Origin of the sequence: Mucilaginibacter xinganensis (assembly GCF_002257585.1) — a bacterium.
In the GTDB taxonomy this organism is placed as follows: domain Bacteria; phylum Bacteroidota; class Bacteroidia; order Sphingobacteriales; family Sphingobacteriaceae; genus Mucilaginibacter; species Mucilaginibacter xinganensis.
Genome location: NZ_CP022743.1, coordinates 829,245 through 854,460, shown reverse-complemented (window position 1 = coordinate 854,460; position 25,216 = coordinate 829,245). Strand labels below are relative to the sequence as shown.

At 42.8% G+C, this 25,216-nt stretch carries 22 protein-coding genes; 4 read left to right on the top strand and 18 right to left on the bottom strand.

Features of this window, described 5'->3' with window-relative positions; all coding sequences use genetic code 11:
• Positions 1–90: 90 nt before the first annotated feature.
• From MuYL_RS03730 to MuYL_RS03670, 13 genes are all read right to left on the bottom strand, one after another.
• Positions 91–846, bottom strand: coding sequence for a LytR/AlgR family response regulator transcription factor (locus tag MuYL_RS03730; protein ID WP_094569251.1), 756 nt, complete (start codon positions 844–846; stop codon positions 91–93).
• Complete coding sequence (locus tag MuYL_RS03725) at positions 843–2,519, bottom strand: sensor histidine kinase (RefSeq protein WP_094569250.1); 1,677 nt, start codon at positions 2,517–2,519, stop codon at positions 843–845. The genes MuYL_RS03730 and MuYL_RS03725 overlap by 4 nt, the downstream gene beginning before the upstream one ends.
• 156 nt (positions 2,520–2,675) lie before the next feature.
• On the bottom strand, positions 2,676–3,719 hold the full coding sequence (locus tag MuYL_RS03720) for an NAD(P)-dependent alcohol dehydrogenase (protein ID WP_094569249.1): 1,044 nt from the start codon (positions 3,717–3,719) through the stop codon (positions 2,676–2,678).
• A 148-nt stretch (positions 3,720–3,867) separates the two neighbouring features.
• Positions 3,868–4,278 (bottom strand): SRPBCC family protein, encoded by a 411-nt coding sequence (locus MuYL_RS03715; protein ID WP_094569248.1) that lies wholly within the window; start codon positions 4,276–4,278, stop codon positions 3,868–3,870.
• A gap of 103 nt (positions 4,279–4,381) precedes the next feature.
• Positions 4,382–4,756, bottom strand: coding sequence for a hypothetical protein (locus tag MuYL_RS03710; protein ID WP_094569247.1), 375 nt, complete (start codon positions 4,754–4,756; stop codon positions 4,382–4,384).
• Between the two features lie 161 nt (positions 4,757–4,917).
• Positions 4,918–6,171 carry an efflux RND transporter periplasmic adaptor subunit gene (locus tag MuYL_RS03705; protein ID WP_094569246.1) on the bottom strand — a complete coding sequence of 418 codons (1,254 nt, stop codon included), beginning with the start codon at positions 6,169–6,171 and terminating at the stop codon, positions 4,918–4,920.
• On the bottom strand, positions 6,161–7,420 hold the full coding sequence (locus tag MuYL_RS03700; RefSeq protein WP_170309722.1) for an efflux RND transporter periplasmic adaptor subunit: 1,260 nt from the start codon (positions 7,418–7,420) through the stop codon (positions 6,161–6,163). Before MuYL_RS03700 ends, MuYL_RS03705 begins: the two co-directional genes overlap by 11 nt.
• Positions 7,407–8,642: a TolC family protein gene (locus MuYL_RS03695; protein ID WP_094569244.1), complete on the bottom strand. Its 1,236-nt coding sequence runs from the start codon at positions 8,640–8,642 to the stop codon at positions 7,407–7,409. Before MuYL_RS03695 ends, MuYL_RS03700 begins: the two co-directional genes overlap by 14 nt.
• 4 nt (positions 8,643–8,646) lie before the next feature.
• On the bottom strand, positions 8,647–10,539 hold the full coding sequence (locus tag MuYL_RS23690) for an efflux RND transporter permease subunit (RefSeq protein WP_094569243.1): 1,893 nt from the start codon (positions 10,537–10,539) through the stop codon (positions 8,647–8,649).
• On the bottom strand, positions 10,536–11,810 hold the full coding sequence (locus MuYL_RS23685) for an efflux RND transporter permease subunit (protein WP_094569242.1): 1,275 nt from the start codon (positions 11,808–11,810) through the stop codon (positions 10,536–10,538). Before MuYL_RS23685 ends, MuYL_RS23690 begins: the two co-directional genes overlap by 4 nt.
• A 60-nt stretch (positions 11,811–11,870) precedes the next feature.
• Entirely contained in the window at positions 11,871–12,104 is a 234-nt protein-coding gene (locus MuYL_RS03680; protein ID WP_094569241.1) for a heavy metal-binding domain-containing protein, read from the bottom strand.
• 132 nt (positions 12,105–12,236) lie between these two features.
• A complete protein-coding gene (locus tag MuYL_RS03675) occupies positions 12,237–12,620 on the bottom strand; it encodes an HYC_CC_PP family protein (RefSeq protein WP_094569240.1) in 384 nt (127 codons plus the stop codon).
• Positions 12,621–12,759: 139 nt separating this feature from the next.
• On the bottom strand, positions 12,760–13,143 hold the full coding sequence (locus MuYL_RS03670; protein ID WP_094569239.1) for a DUF6799 domain-containing protein: 384 nt from the start codon (positions 13,141–13,143) through the stop codon (positions 12,760–12,762).
• A 390-nt stretch (positions 13,144–13,533) separates the two neighbouring features.
• Between MuYL_RS03670 and MuYL_RS03665 the strand changes: the two genes are divergently transcribed.
• On the top strand, positions 13,534–15,885 hold the full coding sequence (locus MuYL_RS03665) for a TonB-dependent receptor (protein WP_094572839.1): 2,352 nt from the start codon (positions 13,534–13,536) through the stop codon (positions 15,883–15,885).
• A 36-nt stretch (positions 15,886–15,921) separates the two neighbouring features.
• A complete protein-coding gene (locus MuYL_RS03660; protein ID WP_157740582.1) occupies positions 15,922–17,046 on the top strand; it encodes a PepSY-associated TM helix domain-containing protein in 1,125 nt (374 codons plus the stop codon).
• 140 nt (positions 17,047–17,186) lie between these two features.
• On the opposite strand, the gene glmS is transcribed toward MuYL_RS03660, so the two are convergent.
• From glmS to MuYL_RS03645, 3 genes are all read right to left on the bottom strand, one after another.
• A complete protein-coding gene (glmS, locus tag MuYL_RS03655) occupies positions 17,187–19,022 on the bottom strand; it encodes a glutamine--fructose-6-phosphate transaminase (isomerizing) (RefSeq protein WP_094569237.1) in 1,836 nt (611 codons plus the stop codon).
• Positions 19,023–19,231: 209 nt separating this feature from the next.
• Positions 19,232–20,620, bottom strand: coding sequence for a DUF4270 family protein (locus tag MuYL_RS03650; protein WP_094569236.1), 1,389 nt, complete (start codon positions 20,618–20,620; stop codon positions 19,232–19,234).
• 15 nt (positions 20,621–20,635) lie between these two features.
• Positions 20,636–21,460 carry a glycogen/starch synthase gene (locus MuYL_RS03645; protein WP_094569235.1) on the bottom strand — a complete coding sequence of 275 codons (825 nt, stop codon included), beginning with the start codon at positions 21,458–21,460 and terminating at the stop codon, positions 20,636–20,638.
• Positions 21,461–21,614: 154 nt separating this feature from the next.
• Here MuYL_RS03645 and panC point away from each other — a divergent pair, with 154 nt between their 5' ends.
• A complete protein-coding gene (panC, locus tag MuYL_RS03640) occupies positions 21,615–22,454 on the top strand; it encodes a pantoate--beta-alanine ligase (protein ID WP_317043865.1) in 840 nt (279 codons plus the stop codon).
• 76 nt (positions 22,455–22,530) lie between these two features.
• On the opposite strand, the gene MuYL_RS03635 is transcribed toward panC, so the two are convergent.
• A complete protein-coding gene (locus MuYL_RS03635; RefSeq protein WP_094569233.1) occupies positions 22,531–23,457 on the bottom strand; it encodes an NAD(P)-dependent oxidoreductase in 927 nt (308 codons plus the stop codon).
• Positions 23,458–23,621: 164 nt separating this feature from the next.
• Here MuYL_RS03635 and MuYL_RS03630 point away from each other — a divergent pair, with 164 nt between their 5' ends.
• Positions 23,622–24,173: a hypothetical protein gene (locus MuYL_RS03630; RefSeq protein ID WP_094569232.1), complete on the top strand. Its 552-nt coding sequence runs from the start codon at positions 23,622–23,624 to the stop codon at positions 24,171–24,173.
• 112 nt (positions 24,174–24,285) lie between these two features.
• Here the strand turns inward: MuYL_RS03630 and rsmA are convergent, their stop codons facing one another.
• Positions 24,286–25,065 (bottom strand): 16S rRNA (adenine(1518)-N(6)/adenine(1519)-N(6))-dimethyltransferase RsmA, encoded by a 780-nt coding sequence (rsmA, locus tag MuYL_RS03625; protein WP_094569231.1) that lies wholly within the window; start codon positions 25,063–25,065, stop codon positions 24,286–24,288.
• Positions 25,066–25,216 lie beyond the last annotated feature (151 nt).

Sequence of the window (25,216 nt, the reverse complement as noted above, 5' to 3'; positions counted from 1 at the left end):
AAGATGAAAAGTTTGGGCAATAGGTTGCTAAGGCTGCGTAATATATTGGTTACGCCGCGGGAGTAATCGGTTAAGAATTAACAGGAGGAATTAGCCGGTGTCGAGCGCTCGCTTTACCTCGTCTTTTTTACTTCGTGATACCGGCACTTCCGTTCCGTTAAACAACAGTAGATGATCGCCGTATTCTTTTTTCCAGCTTTTGACAAACTTTTTGTTGACCAGGTGCGACTGGTGGCAGCGGATAAAACCATAATCTTTCAGTATCTCTTCGTACTCATAAATGGGTTTGCTCACCAAAAGTTCTTCTCCATCCTGCAAAAAGAAAGTACTGTAGTTATTTGACGATTCGCACCGTATTATCCCGCTTGTTTTTACAAACCTTGTTTCTTTAAGCGTAGTAAGCGCAATCCGCTGATCTTCTTTATTCTGCTGACTTTTTAATAAATGGATTAGGTTTTCAAGCTGCTGGTTCTGAACTTTAAGCCGGCACTTTTTAACTGCCCTGTCAACTGCTGCCTGCAGCTCATTAATATCAATGGGCTTTAACAGGTAATCAACCGCGGCAAACCGCATGGCTTGTATGGCGTAATTGTCAAAAGCGGTAACAAATATTACCTCAAAATCATAGTTGCTTAGTCCACGTAATAAGTCAAAGCCTGTTTTATTGGGCATTTGGATGTCTAAAAAAACAAGCTCTGGCTGGTGTTTAAGGATAATACTGACCCCTTCATCGGCACCCAGCGCCGCAGCACAAACTGTTATTTGCGGGCAATAGGCATACAGCAGTTCCTGTAGATTGTCCAGGTTGTGTTTTTCGTCGTCAATTAAAACTGCACTAATGCTCATAAAAACCAGTTTTTAAACTTTAGTTCGATAATAGTACCCGATGGCGAATTGCCTTTCACTTCAAATGATATGGCCTGCCCCCTGCTATACTCGTTTAATAATTTTATCCGGTCCTGTGTAAGCTTCAATCCAAAGCCATTGCTATTGGTATTGGCAAAAAAACCGCTGCCATTGTCTGCTACACTTACTATCATATCATTGGCCTGCCTGGCAAAACTGATGGACACCAAACCTTTTTCCTGCAAGGGAGATACACCGTGCTTAACAGCATTTTCAATCAGCGGCTGCAATAATAACGATGGAATTTCTGTTTCAAATGCATTTATCCCGGCATCAACGTTTACTTGATAGTTAAACCCAAATCGCAATTGCTCCAGCTTTAAGTAAGTTTGTAAAGCTATTATCTCTTTATCCAGCGAGGTTTGATCCTTGTTGCTGTTATTCAATGATTCGCGCATCAGTTTGGCAAAGTCAGACAGGTAGTTGTTAGCTCCTTTAATATCCTGTTTATTAATGAGGCCCTGTATTGAACTTAGCGCATTAAAAATAAAATGCGGGTTAAGCTGTGCATAAATACTTTTTAGTTCCAGTTGCAGCTTTGTTTTTTTAACCAGCTCCCGCTCCGCCCGTTGTTTTTGCCTGATGTTAACAATGATCAAAATAATGGCACCCAAAAAAGCGCATATTAAAATGCCGGCGACCACCTTAAACAGCGTTGATTGATACCAGGGTGTTTTAACTTCAAAAGGATAGCTTGTTATATTTTGGCGCTGTACGTTATATCGTATTTTTAATAAATACTGCCCCGGCGTAAGGTTTTTGAGCCATACAAACTGGTTGTCAAAATCATTTTCTTTCCAGCCGCTAAATACTTCGCCATTTTTTTCAAGTTGATATTCTACTTGTTTTCTGTCGTAAATATCAGCCAGCAAATAAAATATCAGGTTATTATCAGTTGGTTCAAGGATTAACTTTTTAGGCCTCAACGTTTGGGGGTCGAGCTGATCGGCAGTGTAGTGTTTTTTCCACCGTTTTATCTCTTCATCCGTTGCCCGGTATGACCATGGCCTGCTCAGCCTTTTAAAAAACAAATCGAATTCATTAGCAGTATAAATTTCGCCTATTACCGGTTTTATTGCCGGCCACGCCACAACAGAGGTAGCCACTATTTTATCACTCCCCTTTTTCCTTACATCCACTATCACTTTATTCCCAAAATCACCCCTGTAACCACCCAGGTAAGCCATTTGCGGCATTCCGGAAACCGATGTTAACATATCGTCCGTAAATTTTGCAATAGCGCTCCATGGCTCCATTACTTTGCCATTGCCATCTGTTACCCTGAACTCGTACGCCCGGGCGTTGGTTTTATTAACACCGTGTAACAGAAATTGAGCTTTTGCCGTATCGAACGTGGAAATTGCCGTAAAGTTTAATGGTCTCTCCTTTTGAAAAGCCGGCGAATGCGATAATGAGGCAAACAGCGTCTCGTTTGAATTCATTATCCAAAAAGAATTGTTAGTTTCATAAACTGCCGTAATTATGCCGAGGTTGGCGGGCTTATCGGTAGTACCCGTGGGGTAACTTTGCGAATACATTGCATAATTAAACTGCGATTTAACAGGCTTTGCTAACGCGATGAGAAGTAATAAAAGCAGGCTGATCTTTTTCATATTTGTTTATTGATGATCAAATGTCTGCTGTTCATTTTTAATATTTTCCGGCAATGTGAATCCTGCAAATTGTAATGTGAATTTGGAAATAAAGCTAATAAAAAAGGCACCCACAACAGCGGATGCCCTTTACTAAAAAAATTCAGAACAGTACTTTTATAAAGTAGCCATATCAATTACAAACCGGTACCTTACATCGCCTTTTACCATGCGATCATAAGCAGTCTGGATGTCTTTAATATCAATCATCTCAATATCCGAAACGATGTTATTTTCGGCACAGTAGTCCAGCATTTCCTGGGTTTCGGCAAGCCCGCCAATTCCCGACCCGGCTAAGCTTTTACGGCCGCCAAGCAAGCTAAATGCAGCAATCTCGGCTGGTTTTGGCGGAACACCTACGCAAATATGTACGCCATTGGTACGCAGTAATGACAGGTACATATTAAAATCGTGTTCAGCTGAAACAGTATCCAGTATAAAATCAAAAGTTCCTTTTGCTGCTTTCACCTGTTCAGGATCTGTAGTAACAACAAAATGGTGTGCGCCTAGTTTTTTAGCATCGGCTTCCTTTTTAGGAGAAGTACTTAATACGGTAACATCAGCGCCGAAAGCAACGCCAAACTTAACGGCCATGTGGCCAAGACCACCTAAGCCCAGCACGGCCAGTTTGTGTCCTTTACCAACTTTCCAGTGCCTTAAAGGAGAATAAGTGGTGATGCCTGCGCATAACAATGGGGCAACTGCAGCCAGGTTCAATTTATCTGATACATGCAGCACAAAATCCTCGTGAACTACAATGGTATTTGAGTAACCACCGTAGGTTGGCGTTTTACCATCCTGCTCAAGGCCATTGTAAGTTTGCGAGTTGCCGTTTAAACAATATTGCTCCAGGTCCTGCTTGCAGTTTTCACAAACACGGCACGAATCAACAAGGCAACCAGTTCCGGCCAGGTCACCAACTTTAAATTTCTTTACGTGGTCTCCTACCTTAACCACGCGACCAACAATCTCGTGTCCCGGCACCATTGGAAATATCCCGGGGAACCAATCGTTCTTTATCTGGTGCAGATCAGAATGGCAAACACCGCAGAATAAAATATCAAATTGTACATCATGCGGGCCTACTTCCCGGCGCTCAAACGTCCAGGGGGCTAAAGGTGTAGTTTCGCTTTGAGCCGCATAAGCTTTGGTTTCAATCATGGTAATGTTTTTAAATAGTTAGCAAATTTAAGCAACCTGAGCGTTGCATTGTAGCAAAGATACATGCAAGCAGTTTACAATTTAATGGCAAACCACACTAAATTGTAGCTGTAATGTCAGGATTCATATACCGGCTTTTAATGGCACCTTAATTGGTCTCGGTGTATTTCTTAAAATTATCTAAAATAGCCTGCCAGCCGCCTTTTTGCATCTCAACCGGGTTAGTACCTTCCGGATCAAAGGTTTCAATAACTTTGGTTTTGTCACCCTCTTTTATAAAATCTATTTTAACTTTTCTGCTGTCCTCTAGTATGTATTCAAGCAGGTTATATGTTTTCACTTCGATGTAAGTGCCTTCAAAATCGAAACTGAAGCTGCCGTCTTTTGCTGCCATTGTTGTTTTGAACTTGCCACCCGTACGTACATCATTTTCTGCATAGGGTGCATGCCAGTCGTCAGATGCGTGTGTCCATTGGGTAATGTGTTCAGGTTTTGTCCAAAAATCCCAAACTTTCTCAGTAGCTGCATCAATAACAACCTGCACAGTAATTGTTTCCATAAATAGGTAGTTAGTTTTTAAATAAAGGTAGGGCAGAATTTTTTAAAAATAAAAAGCCTTCAGAAATAAATCTGAAGACTTCATAATATGTTTTTAACGGATATTAAATTGCCTGAAATAGCAGCTGTGCCGGTTTACCTAAAAAAGGAATTGGCTTCTCTTCGCCGTTGCTTGCGCCAATTAAACCATAAATCCAGAAACCAGCAAACAAAAGGTTTGTGAAGAGCACCAGATTAAATAATGAAAACACCCCATTTAATGTACCCAGCTTACTTAAAATCACCAACACGCCATATCTTGTTGCAATGTAAGTAAGGTATAAGAGCAGTGTTTGCCGTAAATGAAAACTGCTTAAGCTCGTCTTCTCGGCCTGGTGATATCCAAAGTATGACACCGACCAACCTAAAACAAAAAAGTAACTGCACAAACCAGCAGTTTTCCCGTCGTCCTGAACCCCAAAAATATTATTCCCCCTCATAGTTTTTTTAAATAACTTAAAAAGTAACCTTTATAAAACCCTGTTGCCCACCATTAAATAATTTGTTTACGGTGAACAGTTGTTATACGAAGGGCTTGACTTTTTTGTTATCCTTTTTTTAAGAAAACTAAAGGCCGGGAACCAGGATTATTAAAAACTGCTTACATTGTCATTCCGCCCATTTGATCATTCCCGTTCTTAAATATGGCTTCACTATTCAATAAATAGGCACCATTGGTTACCACCACATCTCCTGCAATCAACCCTGAAATTATCGAATTGTAGCTTTGATTGCCCGGGCCAATTTGTACCATTCTTGCAGAAAAGCTCCCATCATGGTTTCTTAGCCAAACTTTGCTGCCTTTCCCATCTGTTAAAATAGCAGACGCAGGCACCGCCAACGCATGTTTTAAACCGCTGGCAAGGGCGATATTGGCGAGCATCCCGGGCCTGATGATTCCTTGCTGATTCGGAATACTGATGCGCACAAGGTCAATTTTAGATGCATCTGACAGTTCGGGGTTTACAAATTCAACATTCCCTTTAATCACTTGTCCGCCGAGGTCGGGGAACGATACACTTACAGGATCGCCGGCTTTAACAGCTCCCGATTCGGCAGCATAAAGCTGTGCTTCAACCCATAAGCTGCCCAGTGCCTGTATTTTCAAAATGGTCATACCTTCAGTTACGTAATCGCCTTCGTGTACCGCAATTTCACTTACCGTACCACCCGCCCTGCTTTGAATGACGATGGTTGATGATACCTTTCCTGAAGACGCTAAACGCTTTATCTGCGCTTTGGTAATTCCCCATAGCTGTAACTTACTTTCGGCGGCGTTAATTAGTTGAGCGTAATCCACATCGGGATTATTCAAAACCTTTTGCTGTTGCCTGGCTAAAAGATATTCCTTTTCTGCTTCCTGTATTTCTTCGCTATAAATGGAATAAACAGGTTGGCCCGCCGCTATCTTTTCGCCGATGGTCCTGATAAATAATTGCTGAATTCGCCCACCTATCCTGGCGCTTAGCTCCCCTGCTTTGTTTTCATCGGCTGCAACGGTGCCTGTTAATATTTTTTCGGTGCCAACGTTTTCTTCCCTTATGGTGTCTGTTTGGATGCCTGCCAATTGTATTTGCGATGCGGTAAGTTTTATTTTATCATCAACAGTGCCGGCATTGGCCCCGGTTAGCTCTACCCGAATGAGTTTCATACCGCAAATGGGACAATTACCATCATGATCTTCATGTACCTGCGGATGCATAGAACAGGTGTAATAAGCCTTACTTTGTTCCTTCACTACTTTTTGTGGCTTTTGTTTACAAGCGGCAAACAGAGCGGTCAACAGCAAAACGAACCCTACAATTTTGCCTGCTACTATAATCTTTTTTAGAGTACTCCTTTGCTTATTTCTCATTGCGCTGCGTTTTAATAAAACTTTCGCTGTCTGTTAAATATTGGGCATTTTCTGCCACACTGTCCGTTACCGACAGTCCGCGTTTAATCTGAACTTCATTACCTTCTGTCACACCGGTAATTACCTCGCGGGCTCTGTAAAAACTTCCTTCTTTAATCCATACTATTTTACTTTGCCCTAAGTCTTGTACTGCGGCACCTGGCAGCCACAGTCCATTAACCGCCGCTGTTTTTATAGTGGCTACAACCAGGCTGTTTACTTTCAGCAAGTGATCCATATTAGTTATATAAACCCTCACGCTGGTACTTTTATCGCCATCTTTTAAAAATGGCTCTATAAAATTCACTTTCCCTTCAATTGCCTCACCGGGCAGATCAGCTGAGGTGATCTTTACAGGCTGATTTAACCTTAAGCCAGAGACCGCTGTGTGCGAAATTTTTAGGACAGCCCATAAATGATGCGGATCCACAACATTAAAAATGGTTTGCCCTTTTTGCACATACATCCCCTCTTTAATTGCCAGGGGCAAATTGCTGTTAAAGCTTTCTTCAGGCTTTACCGTCGGGGAGCCTGACATTTGGCTGTGCGCAACATCATGCACATGCCCGCTATACGGGCTGTAAACAGGTAAACTATAAAATGCCTTACCGCTTTTTACAACCTGGCTTACCTGTGACCCCGTCATGCCCAATAATAAAAGTTTTTGACGCGCGGCAGTTATCAGGCCAGCTTCTCCGGGTGAGTTTTTAGATAGATAGATGAGGTCCTGTTGCGCGTTAACCATATCAGGACTATAGATATCAAAAATCCGTTGCCCCTTGTGAATCTCCTGGAAAGCAGATTTAATGTAAAGCTTTTCAATCCGCCCGGAAAACCGGGATGCTATATTATTAAATGTACGGGTATCAAAATCAAGGTATCCCTCTGCTGAAATCGCGGCAGACACTTCTTTTTGCTGCGGCGCAATTGCATTAACCGAAGAGATTACGGTACTGTTTACCGGCTGCAACACGGTATTTAAACTAATGCCAGCCCCCTCACTTGCCTGCCCTGATTTTTTTACCAGGGTCATTCCGCAGATAGGGCAGCTACCCGGGTGATCTTCCATTATTTGTGAATGCATCGGGCAGGTGTATTTAACACCGCTGTTAACCTGCGCTGCTGCCGGTGCCGGTTTAGGATTTGAGCAGGAACCAAAACTAAAAGCCGCCGCAAACAATCCGATAATGATGAGCTTAATATTTTTCATATTCCCTTTCATAAGCTACCTGTAATTGTAATATTTCCCGTAGTCGGTCTAAAGCTTCCATCCGGGCCGCCTGCAAGTCTTTAATACCAGCTAATACAGACGGAAGATCGCCGGTATTTTGCTCATAACTCTGCAAGGCTGTTTTGTAGGTATTTTGCAAAGCAGGAATTATGTTTTGCTCATAGTTCTTCAGTTGCTTTTTTTTGCTGCTCAAATCTGTTCTTAAGCCGATAAGTTGCCCCTGCGCCTGGTTAAGCAAATCAAGTTTCTTTTGCTGCAATGCCTGTACTTCATAACGGATCCCTTTTAAGTTGGCTTTATATTCCCTGGACGCCCAGGGCACTATAGGAATTGTTACCGAGCCCATTAAAATATATTGATTAGCATATCCCCCGTAGCTGATCATGTGCGCTGCCTGGATGCCAAAATCCGGCTTGCGTTTACTGTATTCCATTTTGGCATTTAATTGCTGTAATTCAATATTGCGGCTAATGCCCTTTATATCGCTGCGTTGTGCGGCAAGGGCCGCAGTATCCGTAAGGCTTATTTCGTAATCTTTCAAAACAACGGCAGTATCTACGTTAAAAGCGGTAAGCTTATCCCTGTTCATCAGGGTGTTCAGCATAATGTTTCCCTGGCTTATCTCGTTGGTAAGTTGTTCGCGATTGTTGTCCAACTGGTATAACTCAGCTTTAGCTTTGTATATGTTGCTCAGCTTTTCTTTCCCGTAGGTTAACCGGATGTTGGCGTCTTTAAGCATATATTCCAACAAGCTTTGGATATTTTGAAGTAATACCTGCTTCTTCTCCAGCACCACACGCGCATAGTAATATTGTTTCGCCTGGGCAACCAGCTGGTTTCTCAAATAGTTTTTATCTTCCGCCGTCACTTTTGAAATGCCTTTCAAATAGTCCTCCTTCGCTCTTAATTTGGATGAGTTGGTGAACATCTGCTCCGCCTGGATCATAAATGACCCTCCGTTCGGACTGAGCAGGTACGGCGTTTGGTACTGCCCTGCACTAACCTTTGGCGCATCAAGGCTCCTGGCCCCGGTGGCGTAAGCATCCTGCGCGCTGATCTTAAGATCATAAGCCTGCAGCGTTGGGGTAACTGCAATCCGCGCAAGTACGCTGTCCAACCGCAACCTCGGCGCCTGTGCCCTAACCACAGTTACTGCAAAACAGGTGAGTAAACAGTATATTATTTGATATTTCGTTTTCATTTCATTATTCTTTTACGTTCAACACTTCCAGTTTGCCATACTTTTTCAGCTCATATTCCTTCACCATTAAAAAAATAAGCGGGGTAACCAGCAGGATGTGCGTAGAAGAGGTTAAAACCCCGCCAATCATCGGCAATACAATCGGCAACATCACGTCACTGCCGGTACCGGTAGACCACAATATGGGTACCAGTCCAAACAGCGCCACACAAACCGTCATTAGCTTAGGTCTTAGCCGTTTTACTGCGCCGTTCATCACATACTCGTGAAGGTCGGCGCGGGTAATGGTTTCTTTTGAATTTCCTTTCAGAGCCACCAGTTGCTGCATAGCATCATTCAGATAAATCACCATTACGATACCGGTTTCCACTGCTATGCCGAACAGCGCAATAAAGCCTACCGCTACCGCAACCGATAAATGCACACCAAAAAAATACACCATATAAGCGCCGCCAATCAATGCGAATGGGATACTGATGAGGCTAAAAAACGCTTCGCGAACGGAGTGAAAAGCAAAATAAAGACAGGCGAAAATAATTACCAGTACTACTGGTAATACCAGTTTCAAAGTACGTTCCGCACGAATCAGGTTTTCATACTGGCCGCTCCATTCAATAAAATAGCCCTTGGGTAAGGTTTTTACCATATCGTTGAGTTTGGCCTGCGCTTCGTTCACCGTACTTCCCAGATCCCTGTCGCGCACATTAAAAAGCACCGTTCCGCGCAGCAAAGCATTTTCTGACTGGATCATAGCAGGCCCGTCGCTGATAATGATATCCGCTACCGATGATAAAGGGATGGGCCCGTAACCTGTTGTTTGCACCAGCGTGCGTTTTATTGCGTCCAGGTTATTGCGGTAATCCTGCGCCAGGCGAAGGTTTACGCTAAACCTCCTGCGACCTTCAATGGTTGGCGTAAGGCTCATACCGCCTAATGCGCTTTCAACAACTTCGTTAACATCATCTACACTCAATCCGTAACGGCCAATGGCATCTTTATTCACGCGGATGTCTAAATATTTACCCCCGGTTATCGGGTCAACATACAGATCTTTTACGCCGTTAATACCCTGCAACGCCTGTTTCATTTTACCTGACAGGGCGTAAATCGTATCCAGGTTTTGCCCGTAAACTTTTAAGCCCACATCCGTACGGATGCCGGTTGAAAGCATATTGATGCGATTGATAATAGGCTGTGTCCAACCGTTTACCACACCAGGAATCTGTAGTTTGGCGTTGAGTTCGTTAATAATATCCTCCTTCTTTATTCCCTTTCGCCATTCATCCTTTGGTTTTAAAAGTATAATCGTCTCTACCATGTTAATAGGCGAATTGTCGGTGGCTGTATTTGCCCTTCCGGCTTTACCCAGCACATTTTTAACCTCAGGAATGCTTTTAATTATCCTGTCCTGTACCTGCAAAATTTGCTTTGCTTCTGCATTTGAAACATCAGGCAGCGTAACCGGCATAAATAGTATCGTTCCTTCATCCAGTGGCGGCATAAACTCAGTACCCAGCGTAATCAGTAAGGGTACGCTAATGAGTAAAGCGATAATGTTAATCCCGATTGTGGTTTTACGCCAGGTCATGCACCAGTTTAATATGGGATGATAAACTGTTTGCAGAACCCGGTTAAGCGGATTATGATCGTCGGTTCTTAATTTTCCCTTCAGAAAAAATGAGATGAGTACAGGTGCAAGTGTTACCGCCAGGATGGCATCAATGGCCAAAATAAATGATTTGGTCCATGCCAGCGGGCCGAATAATTTACCCTCCTGCCCCTCCAATAAAAATACCGGCAGGAATGAGGCTACGATAATGAGCGTGGAGAAAAACACACCACGCCCCACCTGTTTACAGGAGGCTTCTATGATTTTTATTCTTTCTGCTGTGGTCATAATTTTTCTTTTTCTTGTGCAATTGCCAGGTTGCGGTGCGAGTTTTCTACCATTACTATCCCGTTATCTACAATAACCCCAATGGCTAAAGCAATCCCGGTTAATGACATAATATTGGAGGTTATGCCAAAGGCATTGAGCAGGATAAAACTGGCTGCAATGGTAATGGGGATCTGGATAATAATGCTCAGGGCACTGCGCCAGCTAAACAGGAACAGGATAACAATTACCGACACGGTGATCATCTCTTCTATCAAAGTATGTTTTACCGAACCAATGGCGTTTTCAATCAATTCGCTCCGGTCATAGGCAATCTTAAACTTAACACCCGGCGGAAAGCCTTTTTCAATATCTTTCATCTTATCTTTTACGGAATGGATCACTTTATCGGCATTTTCACCATAACGCATTACTACTATGCCGCCAACAGCTTCCCCTTCGCCATTTTGATCAAATATCCCAAGGCGCAAATCGCCGCCCATTTGTACTGTCGCAATATCCTTCACCTTTACTGCAACGGTATTGATGGTGCCTATAGAAATATTTTCTACATCCTGAAGGCTTTTGATGTAGCCCAGCCCGCGAACAATGTAACCGGTGCCATTCATCTCGAACTTGCGACCGCCCACATCATTGTTATTGCTTTTTACTGCTTTAAGCACCTGTGATAGGGGGATGTTATAATAATTTAGTTTTTGCGGATCAATGGTGACCTGGTACTGCTTTTCAAAGCCGCCGAAGGACGCCACTTCGCTTACCCCCGGAACTGTTTGCAGGCCCAGTTTTACATACCAATCCTGCAATGCCCGTTGCTCGCCGAGGTCAATCCCTTTGGCATCCAGCGTATACCATAAAATATGGCCCACACCCGTTCCGTCCGGACCCAGGGTGGGTGTAATTCCCTGAGGTAATAAACGCTGGGCGTAGTTCAGCCGCTCCAAAACCCTGCTGCGGGCCCAGTAAACATCGGCTTTATCATCAAATACAATGTAAACAAAGCTCATTCCGAACATAGAAGTGGCACGGATAGCTTTTACTTTAGGAATACCCTGTAAATTACTTACCAGCGGATAGGTAACCTGGTCTTCCATAATTTGCGGGCTGCGGCCCTGCCACTCCGTAAATACAATTACCTGGTTTTCGGAAAGGTCTGGTATCGCATCAATTGGGTTTTCCTTAACTGAATAAGCGCCCCAGGCGAATAAGACAATCGCAGAGAGCAGCACCAGGTACCTGTTCTTTAGCGATAGCGAAATAAGTTTATTAATCATCTTTATGGTATAATATCCCCGAAGCTTTAGCCGCGGGGATAAATTAACTTACAAAAGCATTTAGGTAGTTTTCTTTTTGGCAACTTCCTTTTTAACCAGGGTCATCCCGCATTTTGGGCATTTGCCGGGTTTATCGCTCAATACCTCAGGATGCATGGTGCAGGTGTACTGCACTTTTGCAGGTTTTACTTTTTTGGTTTTAGTGGTGTCAGATCCCGTCCTGTTTAGGGGCGCTGCAAAAACGCTTGCAGCAGAGAAAAAGATAGCCACAGCAATCAATGTTACTTTTTTCATGATTAAAAATTTAAAGAATGGACAAATACGAACAGGCGGCAAATGCCCATGCGCGGGTTATTAATTAAGATGATTGATTTAATTATACTTTAGCTTTGTACGGCAGTAAAAACTAAAAAAAGAAGAGACAGGTCAGATCCTGTAAGTGCAATTGCGGGTATAAATGGGGGTATCACAACTCCCCGGTGGGGCATTGCTTTGATATCCTATACTTATAATTTGATCTTTAATTGAAGCGATTGGTTTCCAGCCGGTTAGCGATGGCAAGGTTACCGGCAACAACGGAATAAACACAAAGGAATTGGCACTAACATGATTATCCTTTATTTTAAAACTTTGCTTTTCGTTTTTGCAGCAATTATCTTTTTTAGCTGCATCGCTTCCTGCGTTTTCGTCAACGCCGTAAATCAGCGTTATTGATGCAAGTTTACCACAGCAATAAAACCGGTTAACCCCCAATCCTAAACAGGATAAAAGGTAAATGGCTGTTATTGTAATTAGTGCTGAACGTTTCACAGATCAAAGTTACAGATTTATTTAAATTTTAGTACCGCTGTTTAGTCATAAAAATACCATGTAATTTTTATGACTAAACAGCCTTCGCGGGTAAACCCGGCAGTACAATTTACCGGCTCCTGCTAAAATCATTTAAACATTACATTTTCATGGTGTCTTTTTTCAGGGTATCCATCATCATATGCTTTTTCATCATTCCCGTTTTCAATGGCACCTTCATTATCTTCCCATCCGACATAACGCACTGGTCTTCCTTTAACATCATTCTCTTACCACCCTTTATTTTGCAGGTTCCGTCGGCCATTACCATCGTTCCGTTAGCCATTGTTCTAGTACCGGTCATCGGCATGGTTTTGCCATTCATCATGGTTATCATTTTCCCTTTTTTCATCATCACACAATCAGCCATCCCATGTTTGGATGCATGTGACATTTTATGCATTGCAGAATCGGGCATGCTATTTTGTGCCGCAGCGCTACAACTTAGTACAACTGCTGTTAAAGCGATCATGGTCTTTTTCATGGGTTCCGTGGTTACTATTAATTGGTCCTCATTTAATTCAATTGATTGTTTTACAAAAATGCAATTAAATGGAGCACCATTAAATGACGCCAGTCACATTATTAATTGATAATCAATAGCTTGCCACACATACCCTTTAAATTTCATATTGATGCTATTAAAACCTCGGTATGAATTGCAAAGGCGTTATTCTTTATATTTATTTGGACTTATTCTAAATAAAGATATCTTTGCCAAAAAACATAGTGTGGTCACAAAACCCATGCTGAAATCAACAACTGACCCTTTTGTCAATTATTATTTGAAAAAACCATGACATTTGTATCTACCAGCTCTTACACTTCCACTCCGAATGCGCCAAAGTTCGCACTTTCATTCCTAAAAAAAATAATGCTATTAATCTTGCCAAGCTTGTTATTTTTCACTTTAAGCATAAAGGCACAGGCTATAACCGGCACAATAAAAGGCTCGGTAAGAACCTCCGACGGCAAACCCGCCGAATATGTAAACATCACCCTTAACGAAACCAACCAGGGCACCGCAGCAGCACAGAACGGCCATTATTCAATTAGGAACATAAAACCGGGCAACTACACACTTGTGGTAAGCTTTGTGGGCCTGCAAACCCAAAGCAAACAGGTGACAGTGGTGGCCGGGGAAACCATAACGGAGAATTTTGTTTTATCCGAAGGCGGCAAACAACTCCAGGAGGTATATGTTAAAAGCGCCCGGCATAATAAGTTTCTTAAGAAAGAGACTGAAGACGTTGCCCGACTGCCCATCAAAAACCTCGAAAACCCGCAGGTTTACAGCGTTGTAACCAGCGAACTAATGAAGGAACAAGTGGTAACCAGCTATGTGGATGGCTTTAAAAACATCCCCGGTACAGGTGTTCCTCTCGTTTACAATAACGGGCGAACCACCCTTTTGTCGCGGGGCTTTGTTACCGGCAATTTTATACGAAATAGCGTGGCGGGTTATAATTTCAACAGCATCGATCCGGCAGATATCGAAAAGATAGAAGCCATCAAGGGGCCCACCGGAACGCTGTTCAACAGCAGCCTGGCTTCGTTTGGCGGGCTGTTTAACCGGGTTACCAAACAGCCCTTTGCAACACCCCGCACAGAGATTGCCTACCAAACCGGAAGTTTTGATCTTAACAGGCTTACCGCTGATGTTAACCTACCTTTAAACCAGGATAAAACTGTACTGTTCCGCATCAATACCGCCCTGCACAACGAGCGCAGTTTCCAGGATGCAGGTTTTAACCGCGGCTTTTTTGTGGCCCCAAGCCTCACTTACATTATAAATGACCGCTTGTCAGTTGATATCAATGCCGAAATAGGTAACTCAAATGCCACATCGGCCTACCGGCTTGCACCCGATACCAAAGGAAGTATCCACAATGTAAAAGACCTCGGCATCGACTATAAGCGCTCATTCGGTAACAACAGTGTTGATTACCTAAGCAGGCAAATTGATATTTATGCGTTGGTAAACTACAAGATCTCCAACCACTGGAAATCGCAAACCATGTTCAATAAAACGTACTCAACCACCAACGGCATTGTTACACAACTCAATCTGGTTGATAGTGTAAAGAAAATAAAACAACAAGCCACCAAAGAAGATTATCCCTATTACATCACCAACTTACAGGAAAACTTTATCGGCGATTTCAAGATCGGCCAGTTTCGTAACCGTATTATTGCCGGGGTTGAATATTACAACCAAAAAAGCAACAATACCAATACCACCGTAACAATGCCCGCTATCAGTTACCTTGATCCCGGCGCAGCTTATAATAATTTCACCTACGATAAAGTACAGGCGCTGGTTGCGGCCGCAGCGCCAAAAGCAGGCGGCTACGTTCAAAATAACCAAAGCTCGTACGCAGCCTATGTGTCGGATGTATTTAACATTACTGAACGTTTAAACGCCATGGCCAGCATCAGGATAGACAAGTTTGACAACCAGGGGGCATACACCCCTGCTGATGGCAAAGTTTCCGGTAAATTTAGCCAAACGGCCTGGTCTCCTAAACTGGGCCTGGTTTACCAGCTGGTTAAAGATCAGGTGTCGTTTTTTGGTAACTATATGAACGGTTTTAACAACGTAAGTTCAACCAGTTTTGACAACACACCATTTAAACCGCAATATGCGAACCAATGGGAAGGGGGCATAAAAGCAGATGCCTGGGACCATAAAATCAGTTCCACAGTCAGCTACTACGATATCTCGGTAACCAACACCACCATGGACGACCCGGCGCACCCCGGCTTCTCAACCCAGGCGGGTACCCAGCTAAGCAAGGGGCTGGAAGCTGAGCTAATTGCCAATCCGTTCGGGGGATTTAACATTGTTGCCGGTTTTGCTTATAACGATAGTAAAATCACCCTTGCGGCTCCGGGTAGCGGGCTACAGGGTTTACGCCCCGCCAGCTCAGGTCCGGCACGTTTAGCTAACCTGTGGATGAGTTACCGTATTACTGAAGGCCAACTGCATGGCTTAGGTATTGGCGTAGGCGGCAACTATGGCAGCCAATCGTACCAAAGCAATACGCAGGCATTTAAATTCGTCATTCCGTCATACACCACCGTTGATGCTACTATATTTTATGATCAGCCTAAATACCGCTTAGGTTTCAAGCTGGATAACCTTACTAATGAAAAATACTGGTCGTTCCGCCTGGCACCACAAAACCCAACGCGGGGAACACTGAGCATGAGCATTAAATTTTAATCAACAACAATAAAAACGCCACCGCACTTTATGGCTATGCAAAAGTTAACATTTAAAAAGATCATCAGGCAACTACACCTCATTTTAGGCCTGGCCAGCGGGTTGGTTGTAGTTGTGGTGGCCATAACCGGCGCTATGTATGCATTCGAAGAGGAGGGCCGGGACCTTTTCCAGCACGAATTTTATCATGTAAAACAAGCGGGCGCTACCCGGTTGCCATTTAAGCAACTGACAGACACCCTTAAAGCGCATTATCCAAAATTTAAGGTAACCAGTATCCGCTTTAAAGAAAATACCGATGCCGCCATTATCTTTTACAGTAAAAAGGAGTTTGCGGTAAGTATTGATCCGTACACCGCCGGCATCATCGGCGAACAAAATCTTAAAACTGATTTCTTTTCGGTAGTACTCACCATTCATACCCACCTCATGCTGGGAGAATTAGGCGGGACTATTATTAAAGTCAACGTACTTATATTTTTTATCATGTGTATAAGTGGTTTAATCCTTTGGTGGCCCAGGCAAAGGCGATTTTTTAAACAGGCAACCACCATCAATTTTAAAACCCAAAACTGGAAAAGGCTTAACTGGGACCTGCACAGTGTACTTGGCTTTTACGCGCTGCTTATATTAATGATCATTTCGTTAACGGGAATGTTCTTTATATACGATTCGGTAAAAAATACGGCTGCCTTTTTAACCGGCCATGCACCCGTAAAAAAAGAGAAGAAGCCAAAGGTTGATCCCGGCCTTCAGAAACGATTTAACATAGATAAAGCGTACCTGTACATGGCATTTAACTATCCCGGGGCTATTGAAGTGAACATTACCCCCGCCGCTGCCAAAACCGATGCCATCCGGGTATTGATGCGCTATCCTTACACCATCGCCCGCAGGCAAAATGCGATTTATTTTAATCCGTACAACGGAGCGGTCATTAAAGCTGACCTGTATAAAAACAATACTGCGTATGACAACGTGGCGGCAAGCAATTATACGTTACACACAGGCCGGGTCAATATCATCGGCATTGGCTCAAAAATCATCTATTTTTTATCCGGACTGATAGCCGCCTCACTGCCCATAACCGGCTTTTTAATGTGGTTAGGTAAACAAAAGAAGCAAAGACCTAAGAAATTAGCGTATGCCGAACGCGCCTGACGGTCTTTTATTAAGTCGGCCAATAGCCTGAATACCTAAAATTGATAGCATTTCCGAAAATTATCTGAAGTGCTATCAATTTTATCCAATCCCATATACTTACTTCTGTATATCCAATGTTTACTACCTGCTGCAAACATCTACTCCACCGTAACTGATTTAGCCAAATTACGGGGCTGATCTACGTTACAGCCGCGCATTACAGCTATATGGTAAGCAAGCAATTGCAATGGTATGGTTGCCAGCAGTGGCACAAACGCTTCGCCGGTTTGCGGAATCTCAATCACATAATCAGCCATACTTTTTACCTCGGTATCCCCTTCGGTAACAATAGCTATAACATGGCCTTTCCTCGCTTTAACTTCCTGTATATTGCTGACAACTTTTCCGTACGATGAATCTTTGGTTGCAATAAATACCACCGGCATTTCATCATCTATCAGGGCAATTGGCCCGTGCTTCATCTCAGCAGCCGGATATCCTTCCGCATGGATATATGATATTTCCTTTAGTTTAAGTGCTCCTTCCAGTGCAACCGGAAATGAACTCCCCCGCCCTAAAAACAGGCAATTGGTTGAGTCTTTAAACCGCCATGCTATTTCTTTGATATGGTCGTTAAGTTTTAAGGCCTGCTCTACCAGTTCCGGAATTTCGTTAAGTTCGGTTAATTGTTCAATCAGTTTGCTTTCAGTTATGGTGCCCCGTTGCTGTGCAATGTAAAAGGCCATTAACGTTAAAACCGTTACCTGCGCGGTAAATGCCTTGGTGGATGCTACCCCAATTTCGGGACCGGCATGGGTATAAACACCCGCATGGGTAGTGCGCGGAATAGATGCGCCTACAACATTACAGATGCCGAAAATAGTAGCGCCCTTTTCTTTCGCCAGTTCAATTGCAGCCATGGTATCGGCTGTTTCCCCTGATTGGGAAATGGCGATTACCAGGTCTTTTTCTGTTATGATAGGATTTCTGTACCTGAACTCCGAAGCGTATTCAACTTCAACGGGCACACGCGCATATTCCTCAATCAGGTATTCGCCAACCAGGCCCGCATGCCACGATGTACCGCAGGCTATGATAACGATCCGGTCTATATTCTTGAGCTTACCGGCAAATTCTTTAATACCCCCTAGCTGAACCAATCCCTTTTCTGGATAGATCCTGCCGCGCATACAATCGCGGATGGAACGGGGTTGCTCGTAGATCTCCTTTAACATAAAGTGATCAAACCCGCCTTTTTCCAGCGCGTCAAGCTTTAAATCAAGCTCCTGGATATAAGGCGTTTGTACAATATTGTCAATGTTTTTTATCAGCAGGTCTTCGCGGCTGAGGTAGGCAATTTCGTTATCATTAAGATAGATCACATTTTTTGTGTACTCAACAATCGGCGTAGCGTCCGAAGCTATGAAATATTCACCTTTGCCAACGCCAATTACCATGGGGCTACCTTTGCGGGCCGCTATCAGCAGGTCTGGTTCGTCGGCGCTCATTATCACAATGGCGTATGCGCCAATTACTTTTGTTAAAGCAACCCTAACGGCTTCACGCAGATCCAGGCCTGTTACATCCTGGATATCTTCAACCAGGTGTATTAAAACCTCTGTATCAGTATCGCTTTTAAAAACATGGCCCTTGCTTAAAAGCGCTTCTTTGATAACGCCATAGTTTTCAATTATCCCATTGTGAATAATAGTGAGTTTACGGTTACCTGATGAATGCGGATGCGAGTTCCTATCGCTTGGCACACCGTGTGTTGCCCAACGTGTATGGCCCATTCCAATGGTGCCGCCCAAATCAACATCTTTAACAAAAGCTTCAAGGTCACTAACCTTACCTGCCTTTTTATATACTTTTAATTCTTTGTCAAATAACGAAACACCAGCACTGTCATATCCCCTGTACTCCAACCTGTGTAAGCCCTTAATAACGATGGGGTAAGCGTCTCTAAAGCCAATGTATCCTACAATTCCACACATAAATAGATAGTTAAATGAATAATGTTTTCACCGCAAAAATAACAACATTAGTTATTAAAGGATAAGATTTGGCTGTAATTGGCGATATTAAAATAATTTAAGAAGTTTTGGTAACTTACTAAGATTCAATCAATAAAGCCAAAAAAAGAGAAAGGCCCGGCAGACAAGCTTACTTATCCATCGGGCCTTTAAATATAATTTGGAATTAACTACTTAGCTATTTTTGTGTAGATGATATCTAGTTTTATTCGATAAGGCGATGTTTTATCTGAACCTACCGCTACCGTACGCGCGGCAATCTGGGAGGTAGCAACAATATCAACGCTCGACTTATTAGTGGTGTCAATAGGGGCTATATAAGTGCCGTAATCAATTGTCTTCTTCAGTAAAATATCCTGCAGGTAGGCCGTTAAAATAAACCGGTATTGCTTATTGGCATAATAACCAAAAGCATTAGCGGCTACGTTACGCGGGTCGCTCGAACTAACATCAGCAACACCAATACGCTGATGCGCAATATCAAGCCTGTAAAGGGTGATTTTAGGTATTGGACGATAAGGGATGTTTGATCCCGGATTAGGGGTTACCACCAGTTCTGCACGGTTCAATATAATATCACTATCTTTTTTAAGAAGGTTGCTCCTGATATTAGCCAGTAAGTTAGGGAAGCTTACTTTAGTGCGTAAGCCGCCAAGGCCCTGTAAGTAAAAAACGTTGCCTGATGTTGTTGTATTGTTAAGTTCAGCATTAATGGTAGTTGAATAAGTATGCTTTACTGAAGCCGCCAGTTTGGTAATAGGAAGTTTTATCTGGGTGGTATCAATAACGCCGCTTTTTACAATCTTGCAATACACGGTAAGCGTATCGCCCGCTGCAAACATTAAACTGCCACCGGCGCCAGTAGTTTGTGCTTTATCTAAAGTTAGATATAATCCTTTAACAGAATTTTGAAAGATCTTGTTTGATGAAAGCGTTGCGCTGTTTGCGTTGAAAAAGTTCGAAATAATAAAGCTGTTGCTTATAGGCACCCTTAACTGGGCCGGAACTTTTATTAGCGTATCAGGCTTGCCGGTTATGATATTCGAAATTTTTATCGAATCGTGCGTGCGTGCTTTAAACGTTACCGAGCCAAGTAAATTAGAAGTATTTGCCTGCCATTGTTTGGTGTTATAATAAGAAGTGCTTTCGTTAAAAAGCTCAGATAGCTGGTAAACATTTAATTTGTATGACGATGCAACCGAATCACCGTAAAAGCCGTCAATGTAATGCATCACCAACCGGGTCGAGTCAATCGATATAGTTCCTGAAGGCAGCGTGTATGCCGCTGCACCAGGCAAGCTCAAGCTGGCAGCCAGGTTTGATTCTGTTACCCCAAAAACAGGATCGGTAAAATAAGCCAGCGCATTTTTAGTGGCTCCTGTTGTTATAATAGAATCTTCCTTTACAGTATTCACTATTATGGTTGACGTATCTACCTGTGTACCATTAATTTGGGTTGATGAATCAACACCCAGGCCAACGGTATCCTGGTTTTTACAACTATTCAAAATAAAAAGACTTATTAACAGGGTCAATAAGTCTAAACGGAAAAATTTCATATATGATCTCAAAGCTTATACAACATGTGCCAATTCTTCAGTGGCAATTTCGTCGTAAAAATTGTAATAATTTTCGAAATCTGCGGTGGATTCGAATTCTAAAACCGATTTATTGCTGTTTTTAACATTATTTAACACATCCTCGTCAATATTTTCGCCTGCTAAAACTATTGCATCACTATAATGAATAGCTCCGGCATACAATGCAGAATTACTGCCGGGTTTGTAAACCTCAATGTGTTTTTCGGTCATATCGCCCATAACGGCTTTTTGAGAAAAATCGGCATCCAACTGCTCGGTAAAATCGTTTTGGTAAATAGAATAAACAACTTTTGAGTTTTTGAAAGTAGGATCGTCCTTGTAAGTTGTCTTTAAGTAAGCAGGCACTAAAGCGCTCATCCAGCCGTGGCAATGAATAAGGTCAGGCGCCCATCCTAATTTTTTAACGGTTTCCAACGCGCCTTTGCAAAAGAAGATCATGCGCTCGTCATTGTCTGCATAAAATTTACCGTCTTTATCGGTAAACACATGCTTACGCTGGAAATACTCTTCGTTATCTAAAAAATAAACCTGCATTCGTGCAGCAGGGATAGAAGCAACTTTAATAATTAACGGATTGTCATTATCATTAATGATAATATTCATTCCAGATAAACGGATCACTTCATGTAACCGGTTCCTGCGCTCATTAATATTTCCGAAACGGGGCATCAGGATACGGATCTCGTAACCTTTTTCCTGCATAGCCTGCGGTAGCTGGCGTGTGATTTCAGAAATTTTTGAGAGTTCAAGGAAAGGAGACATTTCGTGAGTTATAAACAAAAGCTTAGATTTACCCATCACTATATCAGTATTAAATTTATATAAAGAAGTCAAAAAAAATTGAGTGTGCAAATATAAGCATTATTATATGAACTGGCAACCAATTATGCAAGTAACTTTTGGTAAATATTAATCATTTACACAACTTTGCCGCAAACCCGTAATTTCATTTGTGTTGAAAACATTTACTACCAGGAAATCTTTACAGGAATATCTGCAACAAATAAAAGCCTTAAACCAAACCATTGGTTTTGTGCCAACTATGGGCGCTCTGCACCGTGGACACCTTTCATTAATTGAGCTCGCACAGCAGCAAAATAATGTAACCCTATGCAGTATCTTTGTTAACCCCAGCCAATTTAACGACCCTAACGACCTGGAGAAATATCCGCGTACCATTGAGGCCGATACGCAATTACTGGAGCAGGTTAACTGCGACATTTTGTTTAGCCCCGGGGTAAATGAAATGTATGATGGTAATGAACAATGGCATTTAAATATTGGCGAAACAGAGCATTTGCTGGAAGGGGAATTCCGCCCGGGCCATTACCAGGGGGTAACGCAGGTAGTAAATAAGTTTTTCAATATCATAACCCCGGATACCGCTTACTTCGGCCAAAAGGATTACCAGCAGTTTTTGATCATCAGCAAAATGGTAACCATTCTCCATATGCCCGTTAAATTGGTGATGTGCCCTATAATGCGCGAAGCCGACGGCCTGGCCATGAGTTCAAGAAATATCCATTTAACAGCTGCCGACAGGCAGCATGGACTGGTCCTTTCAAAAACACTGAACTGGCTTGGTAACAATTTTGATAAAAAAAATATCCCTGCTTTAAAAAAGGAAGCAGCACAAATGATAAACGCCGAACCCGGCGTTGAGCTCGATTATTTTGAGATTGCCGATGCCGATACGCTGCACCAGGCTAATGAAGCCTCTGCTGGCATTGTAGCCCTTGTGGCGGCTAAAGTTGGCCACACCCGGCTGATAGATAACATTGTGATTAGTTAACAGCCGAAGGGCGGCTGCAATAGCGGCTATCGTTCATAACTATTCAATCTTATTTCCTGCTCCCTGACGCTTTCGGCTATAAACTAACAGGCAGCTTGTTCCCCATCACCTCGCTTATTTTCCGGTACGACTCAAAAGTCCACCCGGCTACATGGGGGGTTAATATTACTTTGCCCGATTGCTTCAGCTCATCAAACCATTCCTGCTCCACCAGCGCCGGGAATTTTTCAACCTCAAGTACGTCAAGGCCTGCACCTAAAATTTTACCTTGTTTTATGGCATTTAGCACAGCCCTTACCTGTGCCGTTTTACCGCGCGAAGTGTTTATGAAGAAGATGGGTTTTTTGAAATGAAATAAATACTCTTCGCTAACCAGGCGTTCGGTTTCTGAAGTTAGCGGAACATGCAGGCTTAAAACATCACTATGTTTTACAATCTCTTCCATACTTACCTCGCGGGCATATTTATCGCTAAATCCCGTTTTGTACTTGTCATAAGCAATAACACTTACCTCAAAGCCCGACAGTTTTTTTGCAAAGCTTTTACCCATAAAACCGTAGCCTATTATGCCAACAGTACGGCCTTTAAGCTCGTAGCCGCGGTTTGCTTCCCGGAGCCAGCTCCCGGTCCTAACCTGTTCATCGGCCACGTTAAAATTATTCATCAGCGCCAGCAGCAGGCCAACTGCATGTTCGCCAACTGCATCCATATTGCCCTCGGGGGCATTAATTAACGTTATCCCCTTTTCAGCGGCATAGGCTTCATCAATATTGTCCATACCCGCACCCGCCCGGCAAATAAAGCGAAGGTTTTTACCAGCGTCAAGGTATTGCCGGTTCAACAAAAACTTTGAACGGATCACCAAACCGGCGTATTCTCCCAATAAATGCAGGGCTTCGTCAGGCCTAATATCAGGTCTGTAATCGCATTGGTAACCCTTGGCAGCAGCCATTCCAATAAAAATGGGGTGGATATCGTCAACAATAAGAATATTATTTTTCAAGTGGCTGATAATTTTGATAAAGGTGTAAAATTATAAAATGCTGGGTTTAATTAACATTATTACAGCTATTTATTAACAAAAGATGACATTTTGTGCGTTTTCTAAAACTGGCACGCTTATAGTATGTTGTTAACTGACCGGGGCATATCCCTGGCAAATAAAAGATGAAATTAAAAAAATTTGGCGCCAGTATGAAGATACAGGCCGGCAGGCTTTCGCAGGAAGGCTTTAAGCAAATTTTTGACCATATAGATCAACTTCATATAAAAAAGGGGGTGGATAAAATGGGGGTGGATAAATTTATAGAACAATGTGCATTTCTTGCAGCCGGCTCTGGAGTTATTTCGGGTACGGGCGGTGTACTCACTATGGCAGTAGGTATTCCGCTTGATTTTGTTAACTTATTAACGCAGCAGTTCAGGGTTACCATGGCCATAATGTATCATAGCCGGGGCAGCTGCCAGGTAGGCTTTGAAGAATTTATGTCGTTTATCGCAACATCACTTAAAGTAGAGGCGGGGGTTACCCTAACCAAAACGATGATGGAAGGAGTAGCTGAGAAATTGCTGATGATTCTAGGAACCCGAACTGCCGAAAGGTTAGTGCCGGTAGTTGGGGCAGTTATCGGGGGCACCACCAATTATCTTTTTATAAAGCGAATGGCGGCATCAGTAAAAAGCCAGCAAAGCGAGCCGGTTATTATCAAAGTAGATTGATTTTTTTTAATTCACTTGATTATAGTTGATGGTTCATAGCCGCAAATGCAGGGGATTAAATTAAATAGATTGATCAACCAGCATGCCATGAACCGTCAGCAATGAGCGGCTGTTACCTGTTGGCAATTATCATGTTGGTAAGCTTCACAAAATCATCCACGCTCAAGCGCTCCGCCCGCAGGTCGAGCAGGGGCTCTTCGGTCATTTTTTCTTTGTTAATTAAGGATGACAGCGCATTTCGTAAGGTTTTACGGCGCTGGTTAAAACCTGCTTTCACCACCTGCCAAAATAGCTTTTCATCGCAGTCAAGCTGTGCTGTTTGATTACGGGTTAGCCTGATTACTGCTGATAACACCTTGGGCGGCGGATTAAATACCCCTGCTTTCACCGTAAATAAATATTCAACTTTATAATAAGCCTGCAAAAACACGCTCAATATACCATATTCCTTACTGCCCGGTTTGGAATTACAGCGTTCCGCTACTTCTTTTTGAAACATGCCAACCACCTCAACTACCTGCTGCCTGTTATCGAGTACCTTAAATAATATTTGCGATGATATATTGTAAGGAAAGTTGCCGATAATGCCCAACGGACCGTTAAAGTATGCACCAAAATCCATCTCCAAAAAGTCGGCATTAATGAGCTTTTTGCCTAACGCCGGATATTTTTTTTGCAGGTATTCATACGATTCTGTGTCGATATCAATTAGCGAAACTTCCAGTTTAGGTTTTTCCAATAAAAAATCAGAAAGGATGCCCATGCCGGGGCCAACCTCAAGTACTTGGTTATAAACGCTCCCGGGGCGAAGGCTGTCAACTATTTTAGCAGCGATATTTTTATCAGTAAGAAAATGCTGACCTAAATGTTTTTTTGCTCTTACCAATGTCATTATTAATCAAATATTTGAGCAAATTAAGGCATATTTGTTCTTTAATAAGAAACTAATCTTTTTATTTGCATGGTTAAAGCTGAAAGTTTAAGACAAAAAGCGGAAAGCTAAACCAATAAACTGAGGAACTATGTTGATCCGAATTCTGTGG

What these genes read in the sequence shown, in the direction of transcription:
- MuYL_RS03730 (WP_094569251.1), bottom strand. Translation starts at nt 846, where the DNA reads ATGAGCATTAGTGCAGTTTTAATTGACGACGAAAAACACAACCTGGAC.
- MuYL_RS03725 (WP_094569250.1), bottom strand. Translation starts at nt 2,519, where the DNA reads ATGAAAAAGATCAGCCTGCTTTTATTACTTCTCATCGCGTTAGCAAAG.
- MuYL_RS03720 (WP_094569249.1), bottom strand. Translation starts at nt 3,719, where the DNA reads ATGATTGAAACCAAAGCTTATGCGGCTCAAAGCGAAACTACACCTTTA.
- MuYL_RS03715 (WP_094569248.1), bottom strand. Translation starts at nt 4,278, where the DNA reads ATGGAAACAATTACTGTGCAGGTTGTTATTGATGCAGCTACTGAGAAA.
- MuYL_RS03710 (WP_094569247.1), bottom strand. Translation starts at nt 4,756, where the DNA reads ATGAGGGGGAATAATATTTTTGGGGTTCAGGACGACGGGAAAACTGCT.
- MuYL_RS03705 (WP_094569246.1), bottom strand. Translation starts at nt 6,171, where the DNA reads ATGAGAAATAAGCAAAGGAGTACTCTAAAAAAGATTATAGTAGCAGGC.
- MuYL_RS03700 (WP_170309722.1), bottom strand. Translation starts at nt 7,420, where the DNA reads ATGAAAAATATTAAGCTCATCATTATCGGATTGTTTGCGGCGGCTTTT.
- MuYL_RS03695 (WP_094569244.1), bottom strand. Translation starts at nt 8,642, where the DNA reads ATGAAAACGAAATATCAAATAATATACTGTTTACTCACCTGTTTTGCA.
- MuYL_RS23690 (WP_094569243.1), bottom strand. Translation starts at nt 10,539, where the DNA reads ATGACCACAGCAGAAAGAATAAAAATCATAGAAGCCTCCTGTAAACAG.
- MuYL_RS23685 (WP_094569242.1), bottom strand. Translation starts at nt 11,810, where the DNA reads ATGATTAATAAACTTATTTCGCTATCGCTAAAGAACAGGTACCTGGTG.
- MuYL_RS03680 (WP_094569241.1), bottom strand. Translation starts at nt 12,104, where the DNA reads ATGAAAAAAGTAACATTGATTGCTGTGGCTATCTTTTTCTCTGCTGCA.
- MuYL_RS03670 (WP_094569239.1), bottom strand. Translation starts at nt 13,143, where the DNA reads ATGAAAAAGACCATGATCGCTTTAACAGCAGTTGTACTAAGTTGTAGC.
- MuYL_RS03665 (WP_094572839.1), top strand. Translation starts at nt 13,534, where the DNA reads ATGCTATTAATCTTGCCAAGCTTGTTATTTTTCACTTTAAGCATAAAG.
- MuYL_RS03660 (WP_157740582.1), top strand. Translation starts at nt 15,922, where the DNA reads ATGCAAAAGTTAACATTTAAAAAGATCATCAGGCAACTACACCTCATT.
- glmS (WP_094569237.1), bottom strand. Translation starts at nt 19,022, where the DNA reads ATGTGTGGAATTGTAGGATACATTGGCTTTAGAGACGCTTACCCCATC.
- MuYL_RS03650 (WP_094569236.1), bottom strand. Translation starts at nt 20,620, where the DNA reads ATGAAATTTTTCCGTTTAGACTTATTGACCCTGTTAATAAGTCTTTTT.
- MuYL_RS03645 (WP_094569235.1), bottom strand. Translation starts at nt 21,460, where the DNA reads ATGGGTAAATCTAAGCTTTTGTTTATAACTCACGAAATGTCTCCTTTC.
- MuYL_RS03630 (WP_094569232.1), top strand. Translation starts at nt 23,622, where the DNA reads ATGAAATTAAAAAAATTTGGCGCCAGTATGAAGATACAGGCCGGCAGG.
- rsmA (WP_094569231.1), bottom strand. Translation starts at nt 25,065, where the DNA reads ATGACATTGGTAAGAGCAAAAAAACATTTAGGTCAGCATTTTCTTACT.